The 21,742-nt window shown below is 70.6% G+C and carries 13 protein-coding genes; 9 read left to right on the forward strand and 4 right to left on the reverse strand.

The window, feature by feature from the left end:
- Positions 1–16 precede the first annotated feature (16 nt).
- From rplB to rpsQ, 7 genes are read left to right on the forward strand one after another with little or no spacing between them, the layout of a single operon-like run.
- The gene (gene rplB / locus nbrcactino_RS17200) at positions 17–853 is read left to right on the forward strand and encodes a 50S ribosomal protein L2 (RefSeq protein WP_161928676.1); all 837 of its coding nucleotides are present in this window, start codon (positions 17–19) and stop codon (positions 851–853) included.
- A gap of 18 nt (positions 854–871) precedes the next feature.
- The gene (gene rpsS, locus nbrcactino_RS17205) at positions 872–1,153 is read left to right on the forward strand and encodes a 30S ribosomal protein S19 (protein WP_006367915.1); all 282 of its coding nucleotides are present in this window, start codon (positions 872–874) and stop codon (positions 1,151–1,153) included.
- 2 nt (positions 1,154–1,155) lie between these two features.
- Positions 1,156–1,569 (forward strand): 50S ribosomal protein L22, encoded by a 414-nt coding sequence (gene rplV, locus nbrcactino_RS17210; protein ID WP_161928677.1) that lies wholly within the window; start codon positions 1,156–1,158, stop codon positions 1,567–1,569.
- On the forward strand, positions 1,569–2,411 hold the full coding sequence (gene rpsC, locus nbrcactino_RS17215; RefSeq protein WP_161928678.1) for a 30S ribosomal protein S3: 843 nt from the start codon (positions 1,569–1,571) through the stop codon (positions 2,409–2,411). Before rplV ends, rpsC begins: the two co-directional genes overlap by 1 nt.
- A 2-nt stretch (positions 2,412–2,413) precedes the next feature.
- A complete protein-coding gene (gene rplP / locus nbrcactino_RS17220; protein ID WP_007320503.1) occupies positions 2,414–2,830 on the forward strand; it encodes a 50S ribosomal protein L16 in 417 nt (138 codons plus the stop codon).
- Complete coding sequence (gene rpmC, locus nbrcactino_RS17225) at positions 2,830–3,060, forward strand: 50S ribosomal protein L29 (RefSeq protein WP_161928679.1); 231 nt, start codon at positions 2,830–2,832, stop codon at positions 3,058–3,060. The genes rplP and rpmC overlap by 1 nt, the downstream gene beginning before the upstream one ends.
- The gene (rpsQ, locus tag nbrcactino_RS17230; RefSeq protein WP_161928680.1) at positions 3,057–3,344 is read left to right on the forward strand and encodes a 30S ribosomal protein S17; all 288 of its coding nucleotides are present in this window, start codon (positions 3,057–3,059) and stop codon (positions 3,342–3,344) included. Before rpmC ends, rpsQ begins: the two co-directional genes overlap by 4 nt.
- Positions 3,345–3,444: 100 nt before the next feature.
- On the opposite strand, the gene nbrcactino_RS17235 is transcribed toward rpsQ, so the two are convergent.
- The 4 genes from nbrcactino_RS17235 to nbrcactino_RS17250 all read right to left on the reverse strand — a co-directional run bounded on the left by nbrcactino_RS17235 (position 3,445) and on the right by nbrcactino_RS17250 (position 6,636).
- Positions 3,445–4,335: a hydroxymethylglutaryl-CoA lyase gene (locus nbrcactino_RS17235; RefSeq protein WP_161928681.1), complete on the reverse strand. Its 891-nt coding sequence runs from the start codon at positions 4,333–4,335 to the stop codon at positions 3,445–3,447.
- Complete coding sequence (locus tag nbrcactino_RS17240; protein ID WP_186343417.1) at positions 4,332–5,531, reverse strand: CaiB/BaiF CoA transferase family protein; 1,200 nt, start codon at positions 5,529–5,531, stop codon at positions 4,332–4,334. Before nbrcactino_RS17240 ends, nbrcactino_RS17235 begins: the two co-directional genes overlap by 4 nt.
- A 75-nt stretch (positions 5,532–5,606) precedes the next feature.
- Entirely contained in the window at positions 5,607–6,206 is a 600-nt protein-coding gene (locus tag nbrcactino_RS17245) for a TIGR00645 family protein (RefSeq protein ID WP_161928683.1), read from the reverse strand.
- Between the two features lie 46 nt (positions 6,207–6,252).
- Positions 6,253–6,636, reverse strand: a complete 384-nt coding sequence (locus nbrcactino_RS17250; protein WP_161928684.1) for a PPOX class F420-dependent oxidoreductase — start codon at positions 6,634–6,636, stop codon at positions 6,253–6,255.
- Positions 6,637–6,860: 224 nt separating this feature from the next.
- Between nbrcactino_RS17250 and nbrcactino_RS17255 the strand changes: the two genes are divergently transcribed.
- Together nbrcactino_RS17255 and nbrcactino_RS17260 are read left to right on the forward strand one after the other, a co-directional pair.
- Positions 6,861–11,714, forward strand: a complete 4,854-nt coding sequence (locus nbrcactino_RS17255) for a non-ribosomal peptide synthetase (protein WP_161928685.1) — start codon at positions 6,861–6,863, stop codon at positions 11,712–11,714.
- A 3-nt stretch (positions 11,715–11,717) separates the two neighbouring features.
- Positions 11,718–21,731, forward strand: coding sequence for a non-ribosomal peptide synthetase (locus tag nbrcactino_RS17260; RefSeq protein WP_161928686.1), 10,014 nt, complete (start codon positions 11,718–11,720; stop codon positions 21,729–21,731).
- Positions 21,732–21,742: the final 11 nt, after the last annotated feature.

Consider the following 21,742-nt stretch of genomic DNA (forward strand, 5'->3'; position numbering starts at 1 on the left):
TAGAGGACTTTGACTCATGGCAATTCGTAAGTACAAGCCGACGACCCCGGGTCGTCGCGGTGCGAGCGGTTCGGACTTCTCGGAGATCACCCGTGATCACCCGGAGAAGTCGCTGGTCCGCCCGCTGCACGGCCGTGGCGGCCGCAACGCGCACGGACGCATCACCACCCGTCACAAGGGTGGCGGGCACAAGCGCGCCTACCGCGTCATCGACTTCCGTCGTAACGACAAGGACGGCATCAACGCCAAGGTCGCTCACATCGAGTACGACCCCAACCGCACCGCGCGCATCGCGCTGCTGCACTTCTTCGACGGCGAGAAGCGATACATCATCGCGCCGAAGGGGCTGTCGCAGGGCGACATCGTCGAGACCGGCCCCAACGCCGACATCAAGCCGGGCAACAACCTGCCGCTGCGCAACATCCCGACCGGTACGGTCATCCACGCGGTGGAGCTCCGTCCGGGTGGCGGTGCCAAGATGGCCCGCAGCGCCGGCGCGTCGATCCAGCTCCTCGGCAAGGAGGGCACGTACGCGACCCTCCGCATGCCGTCGGGTGAAATCCGCCGCGTCGACGTGCGCTGCCGCGCCTCCGTCGGCGAGGTCGGCAACGCCGAGCAGAGCAACATCAACTGGGGCAAGGCCGGCCGCATGCGGTGGAAGGGCAAGCGCCCGACCGTCCGCGGTGTGGTCATGAACCCGGTCGACCACCCGCACGGTGGTGGCGAGGGCAAGACCTCCGGTGGTCGCCACCCGGTCAGCCCGTGGGGCAAGCCCGAGGGCCGCACCCGCAAGAACAAGCCGAGCGACAAGCTCATCGTCCGACGCCGCCGCACCGGCAAGAACAAGCGATAAACAGGAGGGAGTTAGAGAATGCCACGCAGCCTCAAGAAGGGCCCGTTCGTCGACGACCACCTCCTCGCGAAGGTGGACGCTCAGAACGAAAAGGGCACCAAGCAGGTCATCAAGACCTGGTCGCGCCGCTCGACCATCATCCCCGACTTCATCGGTCACACCTTCGCCGTCCACGACGGTCGCAAGCACGTGCCGGTGTTCGTCTCGGACAACATGGTCGGCCACAAGCTGGGCGAGTTCGCCCCGACCCGTACGTTCAAAGGTCACATCAAGGATGACCGGAAAGCGAAGCGCCGGTAATCATGAGTACTAAGACTGACAACCCGCAGGCCCGGGCCACCGCCCGGTTCGTGCGCACGACGCCGATGAAGGCCCGTCGCGTGCTCGCGCTGGTTCGCGGCAAGAAGGTCGACGAGGCGCTGGACATCCTGCGCTTCGCGCCCCAGGCCGCGAGCGAGCCGGTGTACAAGGTTCTCCAGTCGGCCATCGCCAACGCGGAGAACAACCTGGATCTGGATCGCCGGACCCTGGTCGTCGCCGAGGCGTTCGCCGATGAGGGCCCGACCATGAAGCGGTTCCAGCCGCGTGCCCAGGGCCGTGCGTTCCGCATCCGCAAGCGCACCAGCCACATCACCGTGATCGTCGAGAGCGTCGCCGACGCGTCGGCCGAGCGGGGCCGCGGCCGGTCGCGCCAGGCTAAGAAGGGAGCCCAGTAGTGGGTCAGAAAATCAACCCGCACGGCTTCCGTCTGGGCATCACCACGGACTGGAGTTCGCGGTGGTACGCCGACAAGCAGTACGCGGACTACGTGAAAGAGGATGTCGCCATCCGCAAGCTCCTCTCGCAGGGGCTGGAGCGCGCCGGCATCGCCAAGGTGGAGATCGAGCGCACGCGTGACCGCGTCCGCGTCGACATCCACACCGCGCGACCGGGCATCGTCATCGGCCGGCGTGGCGCCGAGGCCGACCGCATCCGCGGCGACCTGGAGAAGCTCACCGGTAAGCAGGTGCAGCTGAACATCCTCGAGGTCAAGAACGCCGAGTCGTCGGCGCAGCTGGTGGCCCAGGGCATCGCCGAGCAGTTGAGTAACCGTGTGGCGTTCCGCCGCGCGATGCGCAAGGCGATCCAGTCGGCCATGCGGCAGCCGAACGTCAAGGGAATCCGGGTCCAGTGCTCGGGTCGTCTGGGCGGGGCCGAGATGAGCCGCAGCGAGTTCTACCGCGAGGGCCGCGTGCCCCTGCACACGCTGCGCGCCGACATCGACTACGGCCTGTACGAGGCCAAGACCACCTTCGGCCGTATCGGCGTGAAGGTCTGGATTTACAAGGGCGACGTCGTCGGTGGCCGCCGCGAGCAGGCAGCTGTTGCCGCTCCCGCCGGTGACGACCGTCGTTCGCGCCGCCCCAGCCGTCCGCGTCGCAGTGGTGCCTCGGGCACCACGGCGACCAGCACCGAGGCAGGTCGTGCGGCTGACGCCGCCGCCGACACCGGTGCGGTGGCGGTCGAGGCTGCGCCCGCGACCGAGCCTGCGTCCGCGCAGGAGAACCAGGAGAGCTAGCCATGTTGATCCCACGTCGGGTTAAACACCGCAAGCAGCACCACCCCAGCCTGAAGGGCCGGGCGTCCGGTGGCACCAAGGTGACCTTCGGTGACTACGGCATCCAGGCGCTCGAGGGTGCCTACATCACCAACCGGCAGATCGAGTCCGCTCGTATCGCCATCAACCGGCACATCAAGCGTGGCGGCAAGGTGTGGATCAACATCTTCCCGGACCGTCCGCTGACGAAGAAGCCCGCCGAGACCCGCATGGGTTCCGGCAAGGGTTCGCCGGAGTGGTGGGTGGCCCCGGTGAAGCCGGGCCGCGTGCTGTTCGAGATGACCTACCCCAACGAGGAGATTGCTCGCGAGGCCCTGCGCCGCGCGCAGCACAAGCTCCCGATCAAGACCCGGATCGTGACGCGAGAGGAGCGCTTCTGATGGCACTGGGAGTTGCTGCTACAGAGCTGCGCGAGCTCGGCGACGACGAGTTGATCGCTCGCCTGAAGGAATCGAAGGAAGAGCTGTTCAACCTTCGCTTCCAGACGGCGACCGGTTCGCTGGACAACAACCGGCGGCTGCGCGTCGTGCGTCGCGAGATCGCCCGTATCTACACCGTGATGCGCGAGCGCGAGCTCGGCCTCGCGGGTGGGCCGGAGGCTGACGCATGAGTGAGGACAAGAACGTGAGCACGACCGAGGAGACCCGTGGCCGCCGCAAGGAGCGGATCGGCTATGTGGTCAGCGACAAGATGCAGAAGACGATCGTCGTCGAGCTGGAGGATCGCAAGAGCCACCCGCTGTACGGCAAGATCATCCGCACCACCAGCAAGGTGAAGGCCCACGACGAGAATGGCGACGCCGGCATTGGCGACCGCGTTCTCCTCATGGAGACCCGCCCGACCAGCGCCACCAAGCGCTGGCGCCTGGTGGAGGTGCTGGAGAAGGCCAAGTAATCGGCCCCTCCGGCTCCGCCGAGACCACGACGGCCCGCTTCCCGACAGGGAGGCGGGCCGTCGTCGGTCGGGTCCGACAACGCCGCGTGCCGCGACGGGTCTAGCGGGTGCGGTCGCCGGCGGCGAGCAGGGCGCTGGGCAGCTCATGCCCGACGACCCGCCGGGCGACGCGGGCGGCCTCGATCGCCCGGTCGACGTCGACGTCGACGTCGATCCCGCTGTCGCGCAACAGGTAGACGAGGTCTTCGGTGGCGATGTTGCCGGTGGCGCCCGGTGCGAACGGGCAGCCGCCCAGCCCGCCGGCCGACGAGTCCAGCCGGGTCACGCCCGCCTCGACGGCGGCATAGGCGCTGGCCAGCCCGGCGCCGCGGGTGTTGTGGAAGTGGCAGCTCAGCGGTAGGTCGCCGATCAGCGGACGGATCCGGTCCAGCACCGTGGTCACGCGCGCGGGCACGGCGGTCCCGATGGTGTCGGCGACCATGATCCGGTCGACGCCGGCGGCGACGGCCGCGTCGACCACCGAGCGCACCCGATCGACCGGGGTGGGGCCGTCGAAGGGGCAGTCCCACACGGTGGCGACGGCGATTTCGACCGTCGCCCCGCCGTCGGCCGCAATCGACACGATCTCCGGGATGAGGCCGACCGCCTCGGCAGTGCCACGGCCGACGTTGGCGCGGCTGAACCCGTCGGACGCCGCCACGACGTACTCGATGGAATCGATCCCGGCCGCCACGGCCCGCTTGGCCCCGTTGGGACTGGCGACCAGGGCGGAGAACGCGACCCCGGGGTAGCGGGCCAGCTCGGCGGCGAGGTCGGGGGCGTCGGCGAGCGCCGGCACCTTGGTCGGGGACACGAAAGCGGTCGCCTCGACCTCGGTGACGCCGGTGGCGACGATCGCCTCGAGCAGGGCGAGCTTCGCGTCGAGGGGGATCGGTACCTCGATCTGCAAGCCGTCGCGCATCGCGACGTCGCGGATGGTCACATGCGTCATAGGATTCCCCTGTCGCGCAGTTCGGCGATCTTCTCGTCGGGGTAGCCGAGCAACTCGCCGAACACCTGCGCGTTGTCCTGGCCCGGCCGCGCAGGGCCGGCGCGGCGGATCGATCCCGGTGTCTCGGAGAGTTTCGGGACGATCCCCGGTCCCTTCACCGCCCGTCCGATCCGTTCGTCGTAGTGATCGACGATCATGTCGCGCGCCAGCAACTGGGGGTCGCGCACCACCTGGGCGACGGTGTTGATCGGCCCGCACACCACGCCGGCCTCGGTCAACCGGTCGGTGATCTCGCCGGGGGAGAGCTGCGCCGCCCACGCGCCGATGATCGCGTCGAGTTCGTCTTGGTGGGCACCCCGGGCGTTGTGGTCGGCGTAGTCGGGGTCGTGTGCCAGTTCGGGGCGGCCCATCGCCGCGCACAGCCGTGCGAACACGGTGTCCTGGTTGGCGGCGATGACCAGCCAGGTGCCGTCGGAGGCCTGGTAGATGTTGGACGGTGCGAGCCCGTCGAGTCGGGTGCCCGACGGTCCGCGGACGACACCGCCGACGTCGTAGTCGGGGATGGTGGACTCTTGGACGGCCAGGCAGGCCTCGATCAGGGCGGCGTCGACGACCTGCCCGCGGCCGGTGACGGTGCGCCGGTACAGCGCCGCCAACGCCCCCTGTGCGGCGAACATGCCCGCCAGGCTGTCGCCGAGCGAGATCGCCAATCGCGGCGGCGGCCCGCCGGGGAAGCCGTTCATGTGGCGCAACCCGCTGGCCGCCTCGGCGACCGACGCATAGCCCGCCTTGCCCGCGTCGGGTCCGGTCTGCCCGTAGCCGGACACCCGGACCAGGATGATGCCGGGGTTGGCCGCCGACAGCACCTCGTAGCCCAAGCCCCACTTCTCCAACGTGCCCGGCCGGAAGTTCTCGACGATGATGTCCGAGCGCCCGACCAGGTCCAGGAAGACCTCCCGGCCCTCGGGCCGGCGCAGGTCGAGCGTCACCGCGGACTTGTTGCGGGCGTGGACGGTCCACAGCAGACGGTGCCCGTCCACGTCGACCTGGCCCCACCCCCGGATCGGGTCGGGGTGTCCGGGCGGCTCGATCTTGATCACCTCGGCACCCATGTCGCCGAGCAGTCGACCGGCGAACGGGCCGGAGATCAGCGTGCCGATTTCGAGTACGCGGATCCCGTCGAGGGCGCCGGTCACCACGCCACCATCTTCATCGATGTCACAGTCGACGATTATCCCTTGCCGGGCGTGCCGGCGGCCACGGACCGCGCGCTAGAGCTGGTCGCCGGTCCCGGTGGACTGGTGGTTGAGCGCTGCGGCCTTCGCCGAGATCCAGTCGACGTAGGCCAAGCCGATCGCCGACGCGATGAACGCCATGTGGATCAGGGTCTGCCACATCAGCTTGTCGGCGCCGTTGGGTTGGTTGACCGTCGCACCCGCCTCGATGAACGACTTGAGCAGGTGGATCGACGAGATGCCGATGATCGACATCGCCAGCTTCACCTTTAGCACGTTCGGGTTAACATGCGACAGCCATTCCGGCTTGTCCGGATGGCTCTCCATCCCGATCCGTGAAACGAAGGTCTCATAGCCGCCGATGATCACCATGATCAACAGGTTGGCGATCATCACGACGTCGACGAGGCCGAGGACGATCAGCATGACGTCTTCTTCGGAGAGCTCGCCGAAGTCGCGGATGAGGTGGACCAATTCCTTCCAGAACACCACCACATAGACGGCCTGCGCGGCGATCAGCCCGATGTAGAGCGGGGCCTGCAGCCAGCGGCTGACGAAGATCGACGAGCCGACGAATCGGACAAATGTCTCCTGCGCGGGATGCCGCGGGGAGATCTGGCGAGTAGCTGATTCCATAATGTCGACCAGATTAACCGACGACGGGCCGAGCGGCCCGGGGACGTCATCCGTGCAGTTCAATCCCTATGTTGTTGGCCATCCCGCCGCGCAGTTTCGAGAAGAAGGTGAAGCCGCGGCCGAGGAGTCCGTACCGGCGGTTGATCGCCGCATAGACATCACCGGTCTGGGCCGGGTCGAGGAGGCGTGCGGTGGCCGGGACCGCGTCGCCCTTGACGTTGCCCCGGACGTCGCACGGCGCGATCGTCACGCCCGGGGTGTTGCGGATCCGCTTGACCTTCCACGCCGACGACTGCGAGATCACCCACAGCGTCCCGTCGCCGGCCGGCGAGGGGGCCGCCCACACCGGGGTCGGCTTGGGTCGGCCGTCCTTGGTGAAGGTGGTCAGACTGATGTAGTCCGAACGGGCGACATCGGCGAACGCGTTCATGCTCCGTTTATACCGGAACCGGCCGTCAACCGGCCGTCACCGATTCGAAACACCAGTAACGGCATGACACAATCGAAACGATAGAACCAAGGGCGCACCACAACCCGGAGCGGGATGTTCTGTGCCCTTCCGGCATGCGCAACACACCGCCAGTGGACGCGCCTGTAGGAGAATGAGACGTTGGGTTCAGCGCGCGATCGGCGGGAGGGAGCGAGGAAGTCAAGTTGGGTCGGGAGAACAGCGCGGCGAACCGCTTCGGCGGTGCCGCCGGGAGTCGCGCCGTGCCGCAGCCTGACGCGCTCTTGCCGCTGACCGCCCCCCAGCGCGGAATCTGGTTCGCCGAGGACCTGACCTCGGACTATTCGGTCAACATCGCGCACTTCGTCGATATCCACCACGGCCCCGGAGACCTCGACATCGATCTGCTCCTCGAATGCTCGCAGGACGTGATCGACCTGATGGGCGCGTTCAAGGTCCGCTTCACCCTGGTCGACGGCGTGCCGATGCAGTACGCAGATCCCGACTATCCGCCGGTGACGGTCGTCCACGACTTCCGCGACCGCGACGACGCCGATGCCGCCGCGCGCGCGTGGATGGAAGCCGACTACCGGCGGCCGGTAGACATCCTGGCCGATCCGCTGCTGATCGTCGCCTGCCTGCGGATCTCCGACGAGCGCACCATCTGGTACCAGCGCGGGCACCACATCCTCTGCGACGGCCTCGCCGCCAACACGTCGATGCGGCGCGCTCTGGCCCGCTATGCGGCATTGCGTGCCGGCGACGAGGTCGACGACACGGCCGGGGCGACGCTCGACGAGGTCGTCGCCTACGACGCGGACTACGTCGGCAGCGAGCTGTACGAGTTGGACCGGGACCACTGGTCGACCCGTATCACCGACATGCCCGAGGCGGCGAGCCTGTCCCGCGTCTCGGGCGGCGGCAGCGCCTCGGCGGCGACCCTGCATGCGCGGCGGCCGCTGGGGCCGGGGCTGCAGCGGCGGCTCGACAAGCTGTCCGAGGAATTGGGCACGCTGCCGCCGGCCTTGCTGACCGCGGCGGTTGCGGCCTTCGTGGCGCGCATGACCGGCTCGGACGACATCGTGCTCAGCCTGCCCGTGCACGCCCGGACGACGACGGCGATCCGGCGCACCGCCGGGATGTTGTCGAACATCGTGCCGGTCCGCATCCGACGGATCGACAGTCTGACGGTGCGCGACCTGGCCGGCCAGGCCAAAGACGAACTCCTCGGGGCGCTGGCCCATCAGCGGTACCGCTCCGAGGACATCCGCCGTGAGGCCGGGTTGGACCCGCGCAAGCTCTATTTCGGCCCGCTGATCAACATGATGTTCTTCCGCGAGCTGGTGATCGAGGGTGCGCAACTCGACTACGAGGTGCTGACCACCGGCATCATCGAGGATCTCGCGGTGAACCTGTACCAGTCGGTGCCCGGTGCGCCGGTGTCGCTGGACATCCTCGCCAACGCGAGCCTGTACACCCGCGAGGAGGTCGACGAGCACATCGACCGCCTGCTGGTCTTCACCGAGCGACTCCTGGCCGATCTGGACCAGCGCGTGAGCGACGTCGATCTGCTGAACGCCGGCGAGGAGTCGCAGCTCGGCGCACTCGAGCGCGGACCCGAACTGACCGTGCCGGTCGCCGACCACGTGCTCGCGCCGTTCACCGCCGCGGCGCAGGAGCACCCCGACGCGGTGGCGCTCGTCGACGACGAGCACTCCTGGACCTACCGCGACGTCGACCGGTTGCGCCGGGTCCTGGCCCGCCGCCTCGTCGACGACGGGGTCGCGCCGGGTCATCGCGTCGCGATCGCACTGCCGCGCTCGGTCGACCAGGTCCTCGCCATCTATGCGGTGTGGACCGTCGGTGCGGCGTACGTGCCGATCGACGTCGAGCTGCCGGCGCTGCGCCGCGAACACATCTTGTCGGTGTCGCGCCCGAGGCTGGTCGTCGACGAGGAATACCTGCGCGGAGTCGGCTTCTCGGCCACAGCGGCCGTCGACGACGAGTTGCTGCCGCTGCCGGCCCCGCCGTCGCCGGCGATGCCGGCCTACGTGCTGTTCACCTCCGGGTCGACCGGCACCCCCAAGGGGGTCGAGGTCAGCCACGAGGCCATCAGCCGCCGGATGGCCTGGGGGCAGCAGCGGTATCCGCTGACCCCCGACGACGTGGTCATGTACAAGACGCCGTTCACCTTCGACGTCTCCCTGCCGGAACTGGTGGCCCCGCTGCAGGTGGGCGCCCGGATGTTCGTGGCCCGCTCCGACGGGCACCGCGACCCGGCCTACCTGCGCGAGGCCATCGAGGCCGCCTCGGTCACCAGCGTGCACTTCGTGCCGTCCATGCTCGACGTCTTCATCGCGACCGAGACGGCCCACGGCAACCCGGTCTTGGCTCCCAGCGTGCGCCGCGTCGTCGCGTCGGGGGAGGCGCTGCCGGCGACCACCGCCGCGCAGGTCGTGGACAACACGAAAGCCGAGATGGTCAACCTGTACGGCCCGACCGAGGCCGCGGTCGAGGTCACCGAGTACGTCGCCAAGCGCGGCGACCGGTCGATCCCCATCGGCCACCCGGTACCGGGCATGTCCGTGCGCGTTCTCGACTCCCGCCTGCGGCGGGTGCCGGTCGGCGTGGCCGGCGAGCTGTACCTCGTGGGACGGCAATTGGCGTATGGCTACTTCAGTGCCACCGGGCGCACCTCGCACCGCTTCGTCGCCGACCCGTTCGGCCGCTCCGAGCGGATGTACCGCACCGGCGACGTCGTGCGGTGGAATGCCGAGGGCGATCTGGAATACCTGGGTCGCACCGACCACCAGGTGAAGATCCGCGGGCAGCGGGTCGAACTGGGCGAGATCGAGGCGGTGCTCCTCGACCAGCCCGACGTCGACGGCGCCGTCGTCGTCGTCCGCACCGACGGGCCCGCCCCCCTCCTGGTCGCGTACGTGAAAGCAGACACCGCGAAAGCGGACACCCGCGGCAACGACGATGAATTCGCCAAGCGGCTCCTCGATGAAAGCCGCCGGACCCTGCCGGCCCACATGGTGCCGGTCGCGATCGTGCTGGTCGAGGAGTTCCCGACGAACTCGGCCGGCAAACTGGACCGGGCCGCACTGCCCGAACCCGATCTCGAGGAGTTCGCGCCGGAGTACGTCGCGCCCACTACGGCCGCCGAACTCGCGACCGCCGAGGTGTTCGCCCACGTGCTGGGGCTCGAGCGCGTCGGGGTGACCGAGTCGTTCTTCGACGCCGGGGGCGACTCGCTCTCGGCGATGCGCGCGGTGACCCGGCTCGGCGACGCGCTCGGCGTGAATCTAACGGTCCGCGACCTGTTCGCCCATCCTTCGGTGCGCGACCTGGTCGCCGCCGCCGACGCGATGGGCTCGGATGCGCAGCCGCTGGTCAAGGTGGAGCCCCGTCCCGCCGTCGTCCCGGTCTCGGAAGTCCAACGCGGCATGTGGCTGCTCAACCAGGCCGATCCGCAGTCGCCGGTCTACAACATGCCGTTCGCCTTCCGCATCACCGGCGCGCTCGACCTGTCGGCGCTGCAGCGCGCGGTCGCCGACCTGTTGGAGCGGCAGGAGGCATTGCGAACCTATTACCCGATGGCCGACGGCGACCCCGTCCAGACGGTCAGCGGCGTCGAGGACGTGTTGGCGCGGTTGTCGATGGCTCCGCAGCCGGTGGCCGGCGCGGCGGCCGAGGCGGTCGTGTCGGCGGCCGCCCAGGGCTTCGACGTCACCGAGGCGCCGCCCTTCCGCTTCGCGGTGTTCGCCACTGCGCCCGATGAGCACGTGCTCGTGATCGTCGTCCACCACATCAACGCCGACGGTGTCTCCCTGTTGCCCCTGGCGGCGGACTTCATGACCGCCTACGCGGCCCGGGCCCGGGGAGCGGCCCCGGATTGGCAGCCGTTGGGCGTCGCCTACGCCGACTTCGCCCTCTGGCAGCAGCGGCGCCTGGAGAACGCCGAACGCGAGCGTCAGCTGGCCTACTGGGCCGACCGGTTGGCCGGGGCGCCGGCGGTCCTCGGGTTGCCCACCGACTTCCCCCGGCGGCTGACCACCTCGTTCGACGGCGAGGTCGTCGCCTTCGACATCCCGCGCGGAGTCGTCGAGCGGTTGGAGGCACTGGCCCACGCCCACCAGGCGACGCTGTTCATGGTCGTGCACGCCGCCTACGCGGCGCTGCTCACCCGGCTGAGCGGGCAGCACGACGTCGTCGTCGGCATCCCCTTCGCGGGGCGCACGGCGCGCGACCTCGAAGGCGTCGTCGGCATGTTCGTGAACTCCTTGGCGCTGCGCACGACGGTAGACCCGGGGGAGCGCTTCGTGGACCTGCTGGAGCGGGTGCGCGAGGAAGACCTCGCCGACATGGCGAACGCCGACGTCGCCTTCGAATCGGTGGTCGACGCCACCGGGACCCGGCGCCGTGCCGGAACCAACCCGGTCTTCCAGACGATGCTCTGGTTCCAGAACATCGACTTCCCCGACGTCGACCTGGACGGCCTGACGGTGGAACCGGTCGATCCCGGGGTGAACCCGGCCAAGGTCGACCTGCAACTGACCGTCTTCCCCAACGGGCACCCGTTCACCGGCCGCGACTCCGACGGGATGCGCGCCGAATTCATCTACTCGACGGCCTTGTTCGAGCGGCACAGCGTCGAGGTGTTCGCCGACCGGCTGCAGCGGTTGCTCGAGGCCGTCGTCGACGCACCGGAGAAGGCGGTCGCCGACCTGTCGATCTCGTCGGGCACCGAGGGCCTCTCGGTCGTCGAGTCCCCGGTCGAGGTACCGCTGCCCGAACTCGTCGACACCGCCGGTCGCGACATCCCGGACGTGCTCGCCGTGGACGGTCACGGCGCGTCGGTCGCGTTCGGCGAACTCGCCGGCACCGCCGCGGCAATGGCGATCACCATCCCCGACGCGGATTCGGCGCTGATCACGGCCCTGTTCGCCTTGGTCCCGGACTTGCCGGCGGCAGGTCCGGAGGCGCTGGGCGAGGTCCTCGCGGGAATCCGGGTGCGCGCCCGGGACGGAATGACCATCGGATCGGCGGAGGCCTGATTGATGGTCGACCCAATCCAGTTCGCCGCTGCTGTCTCGCGCGTGTGGTCGGCCCGCCCCGGCACCGCGGATCTGGTGGCGCTGGCCGCCGTCGTCGACCCGGACCGCGAGGTGCTCGCCGGTGCCGCCGGACCGATCACCGTCGGCGCGCTGAACTCCCAGGTCCAGGTCATGGCCCGGGCCCTGGCCGCCCAGGGCGTCGACGCCGAGGCGGCGGTGGGGGCCGCGGTGGCCGGGGCATTGCGTGCGCCCGGAGTGCCCGCCCAGGAACTGGCCGCGGCCGCGGGAACCGCCGTCGAACGGATCCGGGCCGCCGCCCTCGACCTCATCGGGTCGGCCGACCTCGGGTCGCTGCCCGGGCTGTTCCGGGTGTCGGTGACCCACTTCGCCGACCGTGTGGCCGTCACCGACACCGCCGGCGCCAGTCTGACCTATCGGGAGCTCGACGCCCGCTCGGACGCCGTCGCCGCCGCCCTGCTCGCGGCCGGCGCCGGCCCCGAACGCCTTGTCGGCGTCGCACTCGACCGCGATGCCGAGTTGATCGTCGCACTCCTCGGCGTTGCCAAGACGGGGGCGGCCTACCTGCCGCTGGACCGGTCGCACCCGGTGAACCGCCTCGCGTCCATCATCGACGATGCGCGCCCGGTCGTCGTCATCGCCGACGAGCAGACGGCGGCGGCGTGGGTCGATCTGGACACGTCCTTCACCACCGTGGCGGCGTGCGAGGCGAGCGGTGCGCCGACCGACGCGATCCCGGCCCGTATCGACGATCGCCACCCGGCCTACGTGATGTACACCTCGGGGTCCACCGGCAAACCCAAGGGCGTCGTCGTCACCCACGCCGACGTGATCACCCTGTTCGCCGCGATGGGGCAGGAGTATGACTACACCGCGCAGGACGTCTGGACCATGTTCCAGTCCTATGCGTTCGACGTGTCCGTCGGCGAGATCTGGGTGGCGCTCGCGTTCGCCGGGCGGCTGCACGTGCTGGACTACCTGACCACGCGCGAGCCGGTCCGGTTCGCCGAGGTCCTCGACGAGCAGCGCGTCACCATCGTCAACCTGACCCCGTCGGCCTTCTACCAGCTCGCCGGCGCGGTCCGTCCGCCCGCCCACGGGCGCCTGGCCCCCAGCGTCCGGTCGATCATCCTCGTCGGCGAGGCCCTCGACTTCGAGCAGACGCGGCGCTGGTTCGCCGACCGGCGCGAGTTCGACGGCAACGACGGTCCGCAACTCAACAACATGTACGGCCCGACCGAGGCCACGGTGTACCTCACCCGCCGTCACCTGACCCCGGAGTTCGTGGCCGCCACCCAGGCCAGCGATGTCGGCACGGCGCTGACCGGCTCCGCGCTGTACGTGCTGAACTCCCGGTTGGCGCCGGTCGAGGACGGCATCCCCGGCGACCTGTACCTCGCCGGCGAGCAACTGGCCCGCGGCTATGCCGGGCGCTTCGAGCTCAACGCCACCCGGTTCGTCGCCAACCCGTTCGGCGGGCCCGGCGAACGGATGTATCAGTCCGGCGACGTCGCCGTCTTCCGCAACGGCAGCCTGGAGTTCTTGGGGCGCGCCGACAACCAGGTCAAACTGCGCGGGTTCCGGATCGAACTCGGCGAGGTCGAGGCGGCCCTGCTCGCCGCGGACGGCGTCAACGAGGCGGCCGCCGCGGTCAAGGCGCGCCCCGGGATCGGCGACGTGCTCGTCGGATACGTGGTGGGCGCCCGCGCCGACGGCACCGCCCTCGACGTCGCCGAGATCAAGCGCGTCGTCGCCACCAAGGTGCCCGATTACATGGTCCCCGACGTGATCATGGCGATCGAGCACCTCCCGCTCAACGTGAACAGCAAGCTGGACCGCCCGCGGCTGCCGGAACCGGTGTTGACCGCCACCGTCGAGTACGTGGCGCCGGCCACCGACACCGAGCGGGTGTTGGCCGAGATCTTCGCCGATGTCGTCGGTGTCGACGAGATCAGCGTCGTCGAGTCGTTCTTCGACTTCGGCGGCAACTCGTTGCTCGCCGCGCGGGTCGTCGCCCGCGCCGGCGCCGCGCTGCAGGTCGACCTGACCATGCGCGACCTCTTCGAGGCGCCGTCGGTGCGCGACCTCGCCGAGCGGGCCGCCCACCACGCCCCCGGACTCCCGCCGATCGTGCCGGTGCAGCCGCGCCCCGACCGCATCCCGCTGTCTTTCGCGCAGCAGGGGATGTGGTTCCTCAACCAGTTCGATCCCGACTCGGCGATCTACAACATCGTCATGGCGGTCCGCCTGACCGGCGCGGTGGACACGGGCGCGCTGCGCGGCGCGGTCGACGACGTGATCGCCCGTCACGAAGTCCTGCGGACGGTCTATCCGGCCCTCGACGGTGTGCCGTACCAGCGGATCCTGCCGGTCGACGAGGCCGTGGCGATGCTCGATTGGGCGCCCGCGGCGACCTTCGCCGATCTCACTGCCGCGGCCGACGGCGGCTTCGACGTCGCCGCGGACCTGCCGCTGCGCGGTCGGCTCCGCGCCGTCGACGACGGAACCGTCGAACTGCTCCTGGTGGTCCACCATGTCGCCTTCGACGGTGAATCCATCGGGGTGCTGCTGTCCGACGTCCTGGCGGCGTATTCGGTTCGGACCGGCGTCGACGGGGCGGCGGGCCGCCCGGGGCCGGCGGTGCAGTATGCCGACTACGCGATGTGGCAGCGGGCCGAACTCGGCAGCACCGCCGACCCCACCACCGTCCTGGGCCGCCAACTCGAGTATTGGCGCATCAAGCTCGACGGCATGCCCGTCCTGACCGAACTGCCGATGGACCGCCCGCGCCCACCGGCGTTCGACAGCACCGGCGACCTGGTCCGGATCGAGATCGAGGACGCGCTGACCGAGCGCATCGCCGACATCTGCCGGACCTACGAGGTCACCCCGTTCATGGTCACCTATGCCGCGCTGGCGATCCTGGTGGCGCGGTTGGGCGCCACCTCGGATGCGGTCATCGCCAGCCCGGCCGCCGGCCGGTTGTCACCGGCCGTCGACGACCTCGTCGGCATGTTCGTCAACACCCTGGTGTTGCGCGCCGACACCTCGCCGGGACGCACAGTCGACGAATTGCTGCATGCCGTGCGCGGCGATGTCCTCGACGCGTTCGACAATGTGGCGGTCCAGTTCGACGACCTCGTGGAGGCGTTGTCCCCGCCACGGTCGAACGCCTACTCCCCGCTGGCCCAAATCGCCTTCACCTACGCCGAGGCCGGGCCCGCCGACCAGCCCATCGACGTCGCCGGGATGCGGGTGGAGCCCATCGACGTCACCGGGCACGAGGCGAAGTTCGACCTGATGGTGCTCGCGCACGGCCGAACCGATACCGCACCGCTGCACATCGACTTCCTGTACGCCACCGCGTTGTACGACCGGGCCACCGTCGAGCGGTTCGCCGCCGTCTACCGGACGATCCTCGACCAGTTGGTGGCCGACCAGTCGGTGGCCATCGGCGACATCGACATCGTCGGGGCCGCCGCGCCGACCGATGCACCCGCACCGACCGATGCGGCCGGGCCGGTCGAGGAGCTCGAAGTCGCCGATCGCGGACCCGTGCGCGGCGGCGAGGCCGGGACCGGCACGCTGATCGACGTCCTGGCCCGCCGCGACCTCGACCCCGACCATCCGGCCTTGGTCTACGGCGACGAGGTGCTGTCCTACGCCGAGTTCGAGGCGCGGACCAATGCCGTCGCCCGGGCACTGTTGCGCCGCGGGGTGCGCCCCGACGACGTCGTCGCCGTCGGGCTGGAACGCTCGGTGGCGTCGGTGGTCGCGGTGTGGGGCATCATCAAGTCCGGGGCCGCTTACCTGTCGATCGACCCGGCCTACCCGCGCAAACGCATCGCGCACATGCTGACCGACTCGGCCGTCGCCCTCGGCATCACCGCCCTCGGCATCACCGCGTCCAACACCCACGGCGCGCTGCCGGAGGCGCAGTGCCGGTGGCTCGACCTCGACGAGTTGCTCGCCGAGGCCGGCGACGATTCGCCCATCACCGATGCCGAGCGCAACGGCCCGGTGCGCCTGGACAACCTGGCCTACGTCATCTACACCTCCGGCTCCACCGGGCAGCCCAAGGGTGTCGCGGTATCCAACGCGGGGATCGTCGACCTCACCGAGAACTACCAAAAGATGACCGGTTCGCGCGAGGACGATCCGGACACCCGGGTGCTGCACGTCGCCTCGCCCAGCTTCGACGCCTCCTTCTTCGAGATGGCCTGGGCGATCACCGCGGGGCACACCCTCGTCATCGCCCCGCACGCGGACTTCGCCGGCGACGCCCTCGACGCGGTCCTTGAGCACGGCGAGGTCACCGACATGGTCATCACCCCGTCGGTGCTGGCCACCCTCGACCCCGACCGGGCCGAGTTCGTGCGCACCCTGGCGACGGCGGGGGAGGCGTGCCCACCCGACCTGGTCGAGCGGTGGACCGCACGGGGGCGCCGGCTGGTGAACCTGTACGGGCCGTCCGAGACGACGGTGTGGGCCACCCGCGCCCGCATGATGCCGGGCAAGCCGGTCACCATCGGCAAGGCCGTCGGTGGCTTCACCGCCCGCGTGCTCGACCCGCGGCTGCACGAGGTGCCCCGCGGCGTGGTGGGCGAGCTGTACCTGAGCGCGGCCGGCCTGGCCCGCGGCTACCTGCACCGGGCCACATTGACCGCGACCACCTTCGTGGCCGACCCCGCCGGGGCCCCCGGCGCCCGGATGTACGCCACCGGGGACATGGTGCGCATCACCGCGGCCGGCGACCTCGAGTTCGCGGGGCGCGCCGACCACCAGGTCAAGATCAACGGCCAGCGCGTCGAGCTCGGCGAGATCGAAGCCGTCTTCGTCGCGCAGCCCTCGGTTGCGCAGGCGGTCGTCATCGGCCGCAAGACAGACCAAGGTGGACGCGAGCACACCCAGGTCGTCGCCTACCTGGTCGCCGAGTCCGGCGAGACGATCGACCGGGACGCGGTGGTCGCCGGCGCCGCGGCGATGCTGGCCGCGCACATGGTGCCGACGCACGTGGTGATCCTGGACGAACTGCCGATGACCCCGGCCGGCAAGACCGACCGCCGCGCGCTGCCCGAACCGGTCGTCGACCTCGGCGAGTACGTCGAACCGGCCACCCCGGGCGAGCGTGCGGTCGCCGCCGTGATCGGCGAGATCCTCGACCTCGACGAGGTGTCGGCGACGGCCGGTTTCTTCGACCTCGGCGGCAACTCGCTGTTGGCCACCCGCCTGGCCGCCCGCGCCGGGGCGGCGCTCGGCGCCGCGATCACCGTCCGCGACGTCTTCGACGCCCCGACGGTGCGCGAGCTCGCGGCCCTGGCCGGCGACCGCGCCCCGGCGCTGCCCCCGATCACCGCGGTCGCGCCGCGCCCCGACCGGGTGCCGCTGTCCTTCGCCCAGCAGCGGATCTGGTTCATCAACCGGTTTGAGGGCGGTTCGGCGGCCAGGGTTGATTCGGCCCGCTCGCGGGCGCTCCCGGCGCCGTACAACATCCCGACGCTGCTGCGCCTGTCCGGGCCGCTGGACGTCGATGCGCTGCACGCCGCCCTGGTCGACGTCGTGGCGCGCCACGAGGTCCTGCGCACCACCTTCCCCGCCGACGAGGATGGAACCCCGTTCCAGCTCGTCGGCCCGGCCGACTCGGCCGACGAGGGGTTGGACTGGGCGGTCGTCGCGACGCGGGAGGAACTCGACGCCGCCGTCGCCGCCGGCTTCGACCTCACCGTGGCGCGGCCGTTGCGCGTCCGGCTGCTTTCCGCGGGCCCGGCCGACCACCTGCTGGCGCTGGTCGTCCAGCACATCGCCGCCGACGGCGAATCGTTGGTGCCGTTGGTCGCCGACCTCGTCACCGCCTACGAGGCGCGCACGGGCGGCCGCGCACCGGCCTTCGCGCCACTGGCGGTGCAGTTCGCCGACGTGGCGATCTGGCAGCACGACGTCCTGGGATCCCCCGACGACGAGTCGTCGGTCGTCGGCGCCCAGGCCCGGTTCTGGCGCGACAAGCTCAACGGTGCGCCGCCCCTGCTGGAACTGCCGACCGATCGGCCCCGGCCGCCGGTCGCCTCGCAGCGCGGCGCGCAGATCCGGCTGGCCATCCCGGCCCGCGTCGGCGCGCAGGTGCGGGCCCTGGCGCGGCGCACCGGGGCCACCCCGTTCATGGTCACGCACGCGGCGCTGGCCGCGCTCCTGCACCGCCTGGCCGGTGCCGACGACATCGTGGTGTCCACCCCGATCGCCGGCCGCGGCCAGGAGGTCCTCGATCCGCTGGTCGGGATGTTCGTCAACACCCTGCTGCTGCGGACCCCCGTCGACGGGGCCGAGGCTTTCGAGTCGCTGGTCGAGCGGGTCCGACGGGTCGACCTGGAAGCCTTCGGCCACGCCGACATCCCGTTCGAAGCGGTGATCGACGCGGTCAACCCGGTGCGGTCCGAGGCCTTCGCGACGCTGTCGCAGGTGATGCTCTCCTTCGACCCGGGTGCCGCGGTGGACGCGCTGTCGGTGACCGCCGCCGGACTCTCGGTCTCCGGTGTGGAGGCCGTGGACCTGCCCGAGCAACTCGACCTCACGGTCACCGTGACCACCGCCGAGGACGGCGATTGGGCGGTCGGGCTGTCCTACGCGGTCGACCTGTTCGACGACTCCACCGCGGCGGCGATCGGCCGGCGCTTCGTCACGCTGCTCGACACCTGGACCGCCGACCCGGCACTCGCCGTCGGCGCCGTGCCCCTCGTCGTCGGAGGGGAGCGGACCGCGGTGCTCGACGCCTCCCAGGGCACGACCGCGCCGATCCCCGACACCACCGTCGCCGACCAGGTCGTCGAGCAGATCGAGCGGACACCCGACGCGACTGCGATCAGCTTCTCCGGTCGCGCCATGTCCTACCGCGAGTTCGGCGCGCGGGTGGCCGCCTTGGGTCGCGAGCTCATCGCCGCCGGAGTCGGGCCGGAGTCGGCCGTCGCGGTCTGCATCGAACGCTCCCCGGAGCTGATGGTGGCGCTGCACGCGGTCGTCGCCGCCGGCGGCCAATACGTGCCGATCGACCTGGAGACCCCCGCCGAGCGCGTCGAATACATGACCTCGATCGCGTCGGCGGAGGTCCTGCTCGTCGGCCCCGGCGACCTCCCGCCGGCCGCCGAGGCGATCGCCGGTCGGATGCGGATCGTGCGCGCGGACACCGCCGCCCCGGCCGACCCGGCCGCCGGTCCGATCACCCAGGCGCAGCGGCGCTCGCCGCTGCACCCCGACCACGCGATCTACACCATGTTCACGTCGGGTTCGACCGGTCAGCCCAAGGGGGTCACCGTCACCCACCGGGCCCTGGTCGCCCACATGGCCTACATCAGCTCGACCCGCGTCCAGGGATCGGCCGAGCGCACGCTGGTGAAGACCCCCTACACCTTCGACCCGAGCGTCGTCGAGATCTTCTGGGGACCGTCGGTCGGGGCCCGCGTCACCATCGCCGCCCCGGGCGGTCACCGCGACGTCGGCTACCTCGCCCGGCTGATCCGCGACGAGGCCGTCGAAGCCGTCGACGCGGTGCCGGTGGTCTGGTCGATGATGCTGGACGACCCCGAGTTGACCGAGGTGCTGGCCCAATCGCAGCTGCGCGGGATGCTCACCGGTGGCGAGGCGCTGCCGGTCGCGATGGCCGAGCGGGTCGTCGCCGAACTCCCCGGCGTCCGGCTGGTCAACCAGTACGGGCCCACCGAGGCCACCAACTTCGTCATCGACCACCTGGTCACCAATCCGGCCGAGCCGTTCATCGGCCACCCGGTGTGGAACACCACCGCACTGGTCCTCGACGCCCGGCTCGGGCTGGTCCCCGACGGCGTCGTCGGAGAGCTGTACCTGGGCGGGGCGCAGTTGGCCCGCGGCTACACCGCGCAATCCCGGCTCACCGCGGAACGGTTCGTCGCCGACCCGTACGGCGAACCGGGATCGCGGCTGTACCGGACCGGCGACCTGGTGCGACGCACCTCCTCCGGTGCGATCGACTACGTGGGCCGCGTGGACTACCAGGTGAAGCTGCGCGGACAACGCATCGAACTCGGCGAGATCGAGGAAGTGCTCTCGCAGGCGCCCGGGGTGGTACTCGCGGCGGCCGCAGTCGTCGACGGTCCCGGCGGCGACGTCCTCGTCGCGTACCTCTCCGGTGGTGCGGCGCCGCTGGACCTCCCCGCGGTCAAGGCGTTCGCGGCGCAGCGGCTCATGGCCTACATGTGCCCGACGGTGTGGGTCGAGGTCGCCCAGATGCCGCTCGGCTCGGCCGGCAAGATCAACCGCAGGGCCTTGCCGGAACCGGATTTCGAGGCACTCGCCGGCGAGTATGTGGCGCCGGTCGGCGACGACGAGGCGGCGGTGGCCGCGGTGTTCGCCGAGGTCCTCGGCGTCGACCGCGTGTCGGTGACCGAATCCTTCTTCGACCTCGGCGGCAACTCGCTCTCGGCGATGCGCCTCGCCGCACGGGCCGGGGCCGCGCTGGGCGTCGAGGTGTCGGTGCGCGAACTCTTCGACGCCCCGACGGTCCGCGAATTGGCCGCGTCCGCCCATCGCCCCGCGTCGCTCGAGCCGGTGAGCGCGGTGGTGCCGCGGCCGGAGTCGGTCCCGCTGTCCTACGCCCAGCAGCGCATGTGGTTCATCAACCAGCTGGAACCGGAGCTGCCGACCTACAACATCCCGATTGCGCTGCGCATGACCGGAGCGGTGGACGTCGACGCCCTGCGGGCGGCGGTCGGCGACGTGGTGGCCCGCCACGAAAGCCTGCGGACCACCTTCGACGACCGGGACGGCCGAGCGGTTCAGATCATCCACGATGCCGAGTCGGTGCAGGCCGAACCCGACTTCGCGGTCGTCGGCGACGAGGCGCAGCTCGCCGTCGCCGCCGGGACCGGATTCGACGTCCGGACCGCGCCGCCGTTCCGGGTCCGCCTGTGGCGCGCCGGCGACGACGAATGGGTCCTGGTCGCGGTGATCCACCACATCATCGGCGACGGCGAATCGATGACCCCGCTGCTGGCCGACATGATCACCGCCTATGGCGCCCGCGCCGCGGGGCTGCCCCCGGCATTCGCGCCGCTGGCGGTCCAGTTCGCCGACTACGCACTCTGGCAGCACCGGGTCCTCGGCGACCCGGCCGATCCCGACTCCCTCGTCGGCGGACAGCTCGCGCGCTGGGAGACCGTCCTGCGCGACCTGCCCGAACTGGTCGAGATCCCGACCGATCGGCCGCGGCCACCGGTCGCCTCCCACCGCGGGGCGATCGTGGCGCAGGAACTGCCGGCCGATCTCGGCGCCCGGATCGTCGCGGTGGCGCGGGCCCGCGGGGTCACCCCGTTCATGGTCGTCCACGCCGCCCTCGCGGTCCTGGTCGCCCGGCGCAGCGCGACATCCGACGTGGCGATCGCGACGCCGACCGCCGGGCGCGGCCAGCGCATCCTCGACCCGATCATCGGCATGTTCGTCAACACGCTGGTGCTGCGGACCGCGGTCGAGTCGGGAATGAGCTTCGACGAGCTCCTCGACACGGTGCGCGAGACGGACCTGGAGGCCTTCGCGCATGCCGATGTGCCGTTCGAGGCCCTCGTGGAGCGGCTCAACCCGACCCGATCGCAATCTTTCACCCCGCTCACCCAGGTGATGCTGACCGTCGACTACGCACCCACCGACGAGGTCGGGCTGGGCGTGGAGGGATTGACGGTCACGCCGATCGACCCGCCCGTCGTTCCCGCCCAGGTGGATCTGACATTTGACGTGCGCATCCGTGACGGGCAGCCGTGGTCGGTGGCAATCGCCTACGCCACCGACCTCTACGACGAGGCGACCATCTCTACACTGGGTGGTCGGTTCGCGGCCGTCCTCGACGCCGTGACCGGTGCGCCCGACCGGCCGGTGGCGCTCGCCCCGCTCGTCGACGATGGGCAACGCGCACGGCTCGCCGAGTGGTCGGCCGGCCCGGTGCGCCCATGTGGGGCCACGACCATCCCGGAGATCATCGAGTGACGGCACAGGAG

The organism is Gordonia crocea (assembly GCF_009932435.1).
Taxonomy (GTDB): Bacteria; Actinomycetota; Actinomycetes; order Mycobacteriales; family Mycobacteriaceae; genus Gordonia; species Gordonia crocea.

Coding starts and splice junctions, on each gene's coding strand:
- rplB (WP_161928676.1), top strand. CDS start 17: ATGGCAATTCGTAAGTACAAGCCGACGACCCCGGGTCGTCGCGGTGCG.
- rpsS (WP_006367915.1), top strand. CDS start 872: ATGCCACGCAGCCTCAAGAAGGGCCCGTTCGTCGACGACCACCTCCTC.
- rplV (WP_161928677.1), top strand. CDS start 1,156: ATGAGTACTAAGACTGACAACCCGCAGGCCCGGGCCACCGCCCGGTTC.
- rplP (WP_007320503.1), top strand. CDS start 2,414: ATGTTGATCCCACGTCGGGTTAAACACCGCAAGCAGCACCACCCCAGC.
- rpmC (WP_161928679.1), top strand. CDS start 2,830: ATGGCACTGGGAGTTGCTGCTACAGAGCTGCGCGAGCTCGGCGACGAC.
- rpsQ (WP_161928680.1), top strand. CDS start 3,057: ATGAGTGAGGACAAGAACGTGAGCACGACCGAGGAGACCCGTGGCCGC.
- nbrcactino_RS17235 (WP_161928681.1), bottom strand. CDS start 4,335: ATGACGCATGTGACCATCCGCGACGTCGCGATGCGCGACGGCTTGCAG.
- nbrcactino_RS17245 (WP_161928683.1), bottom strand. CDS start 6,206: ATGGAATCAGCTACTCGCCAGATCTCCCCGCGGCATCCCGCGCAGGAG.
- nbrcactino_RS17250 (WP_161928684.1), bottom strand. CDS start 6,636: ATGAACGCGTTCGCCGATGTCGCCCGTTCGGACTACATCAGTCTGACC.
- nbrcactino_RS17260 (WP_161928686.1), top strand. CDS start 11,718: ATGGTCGACCCAATCCAGTTCGCCGCTGCTGTCTCGCGCGTGTGGTCG.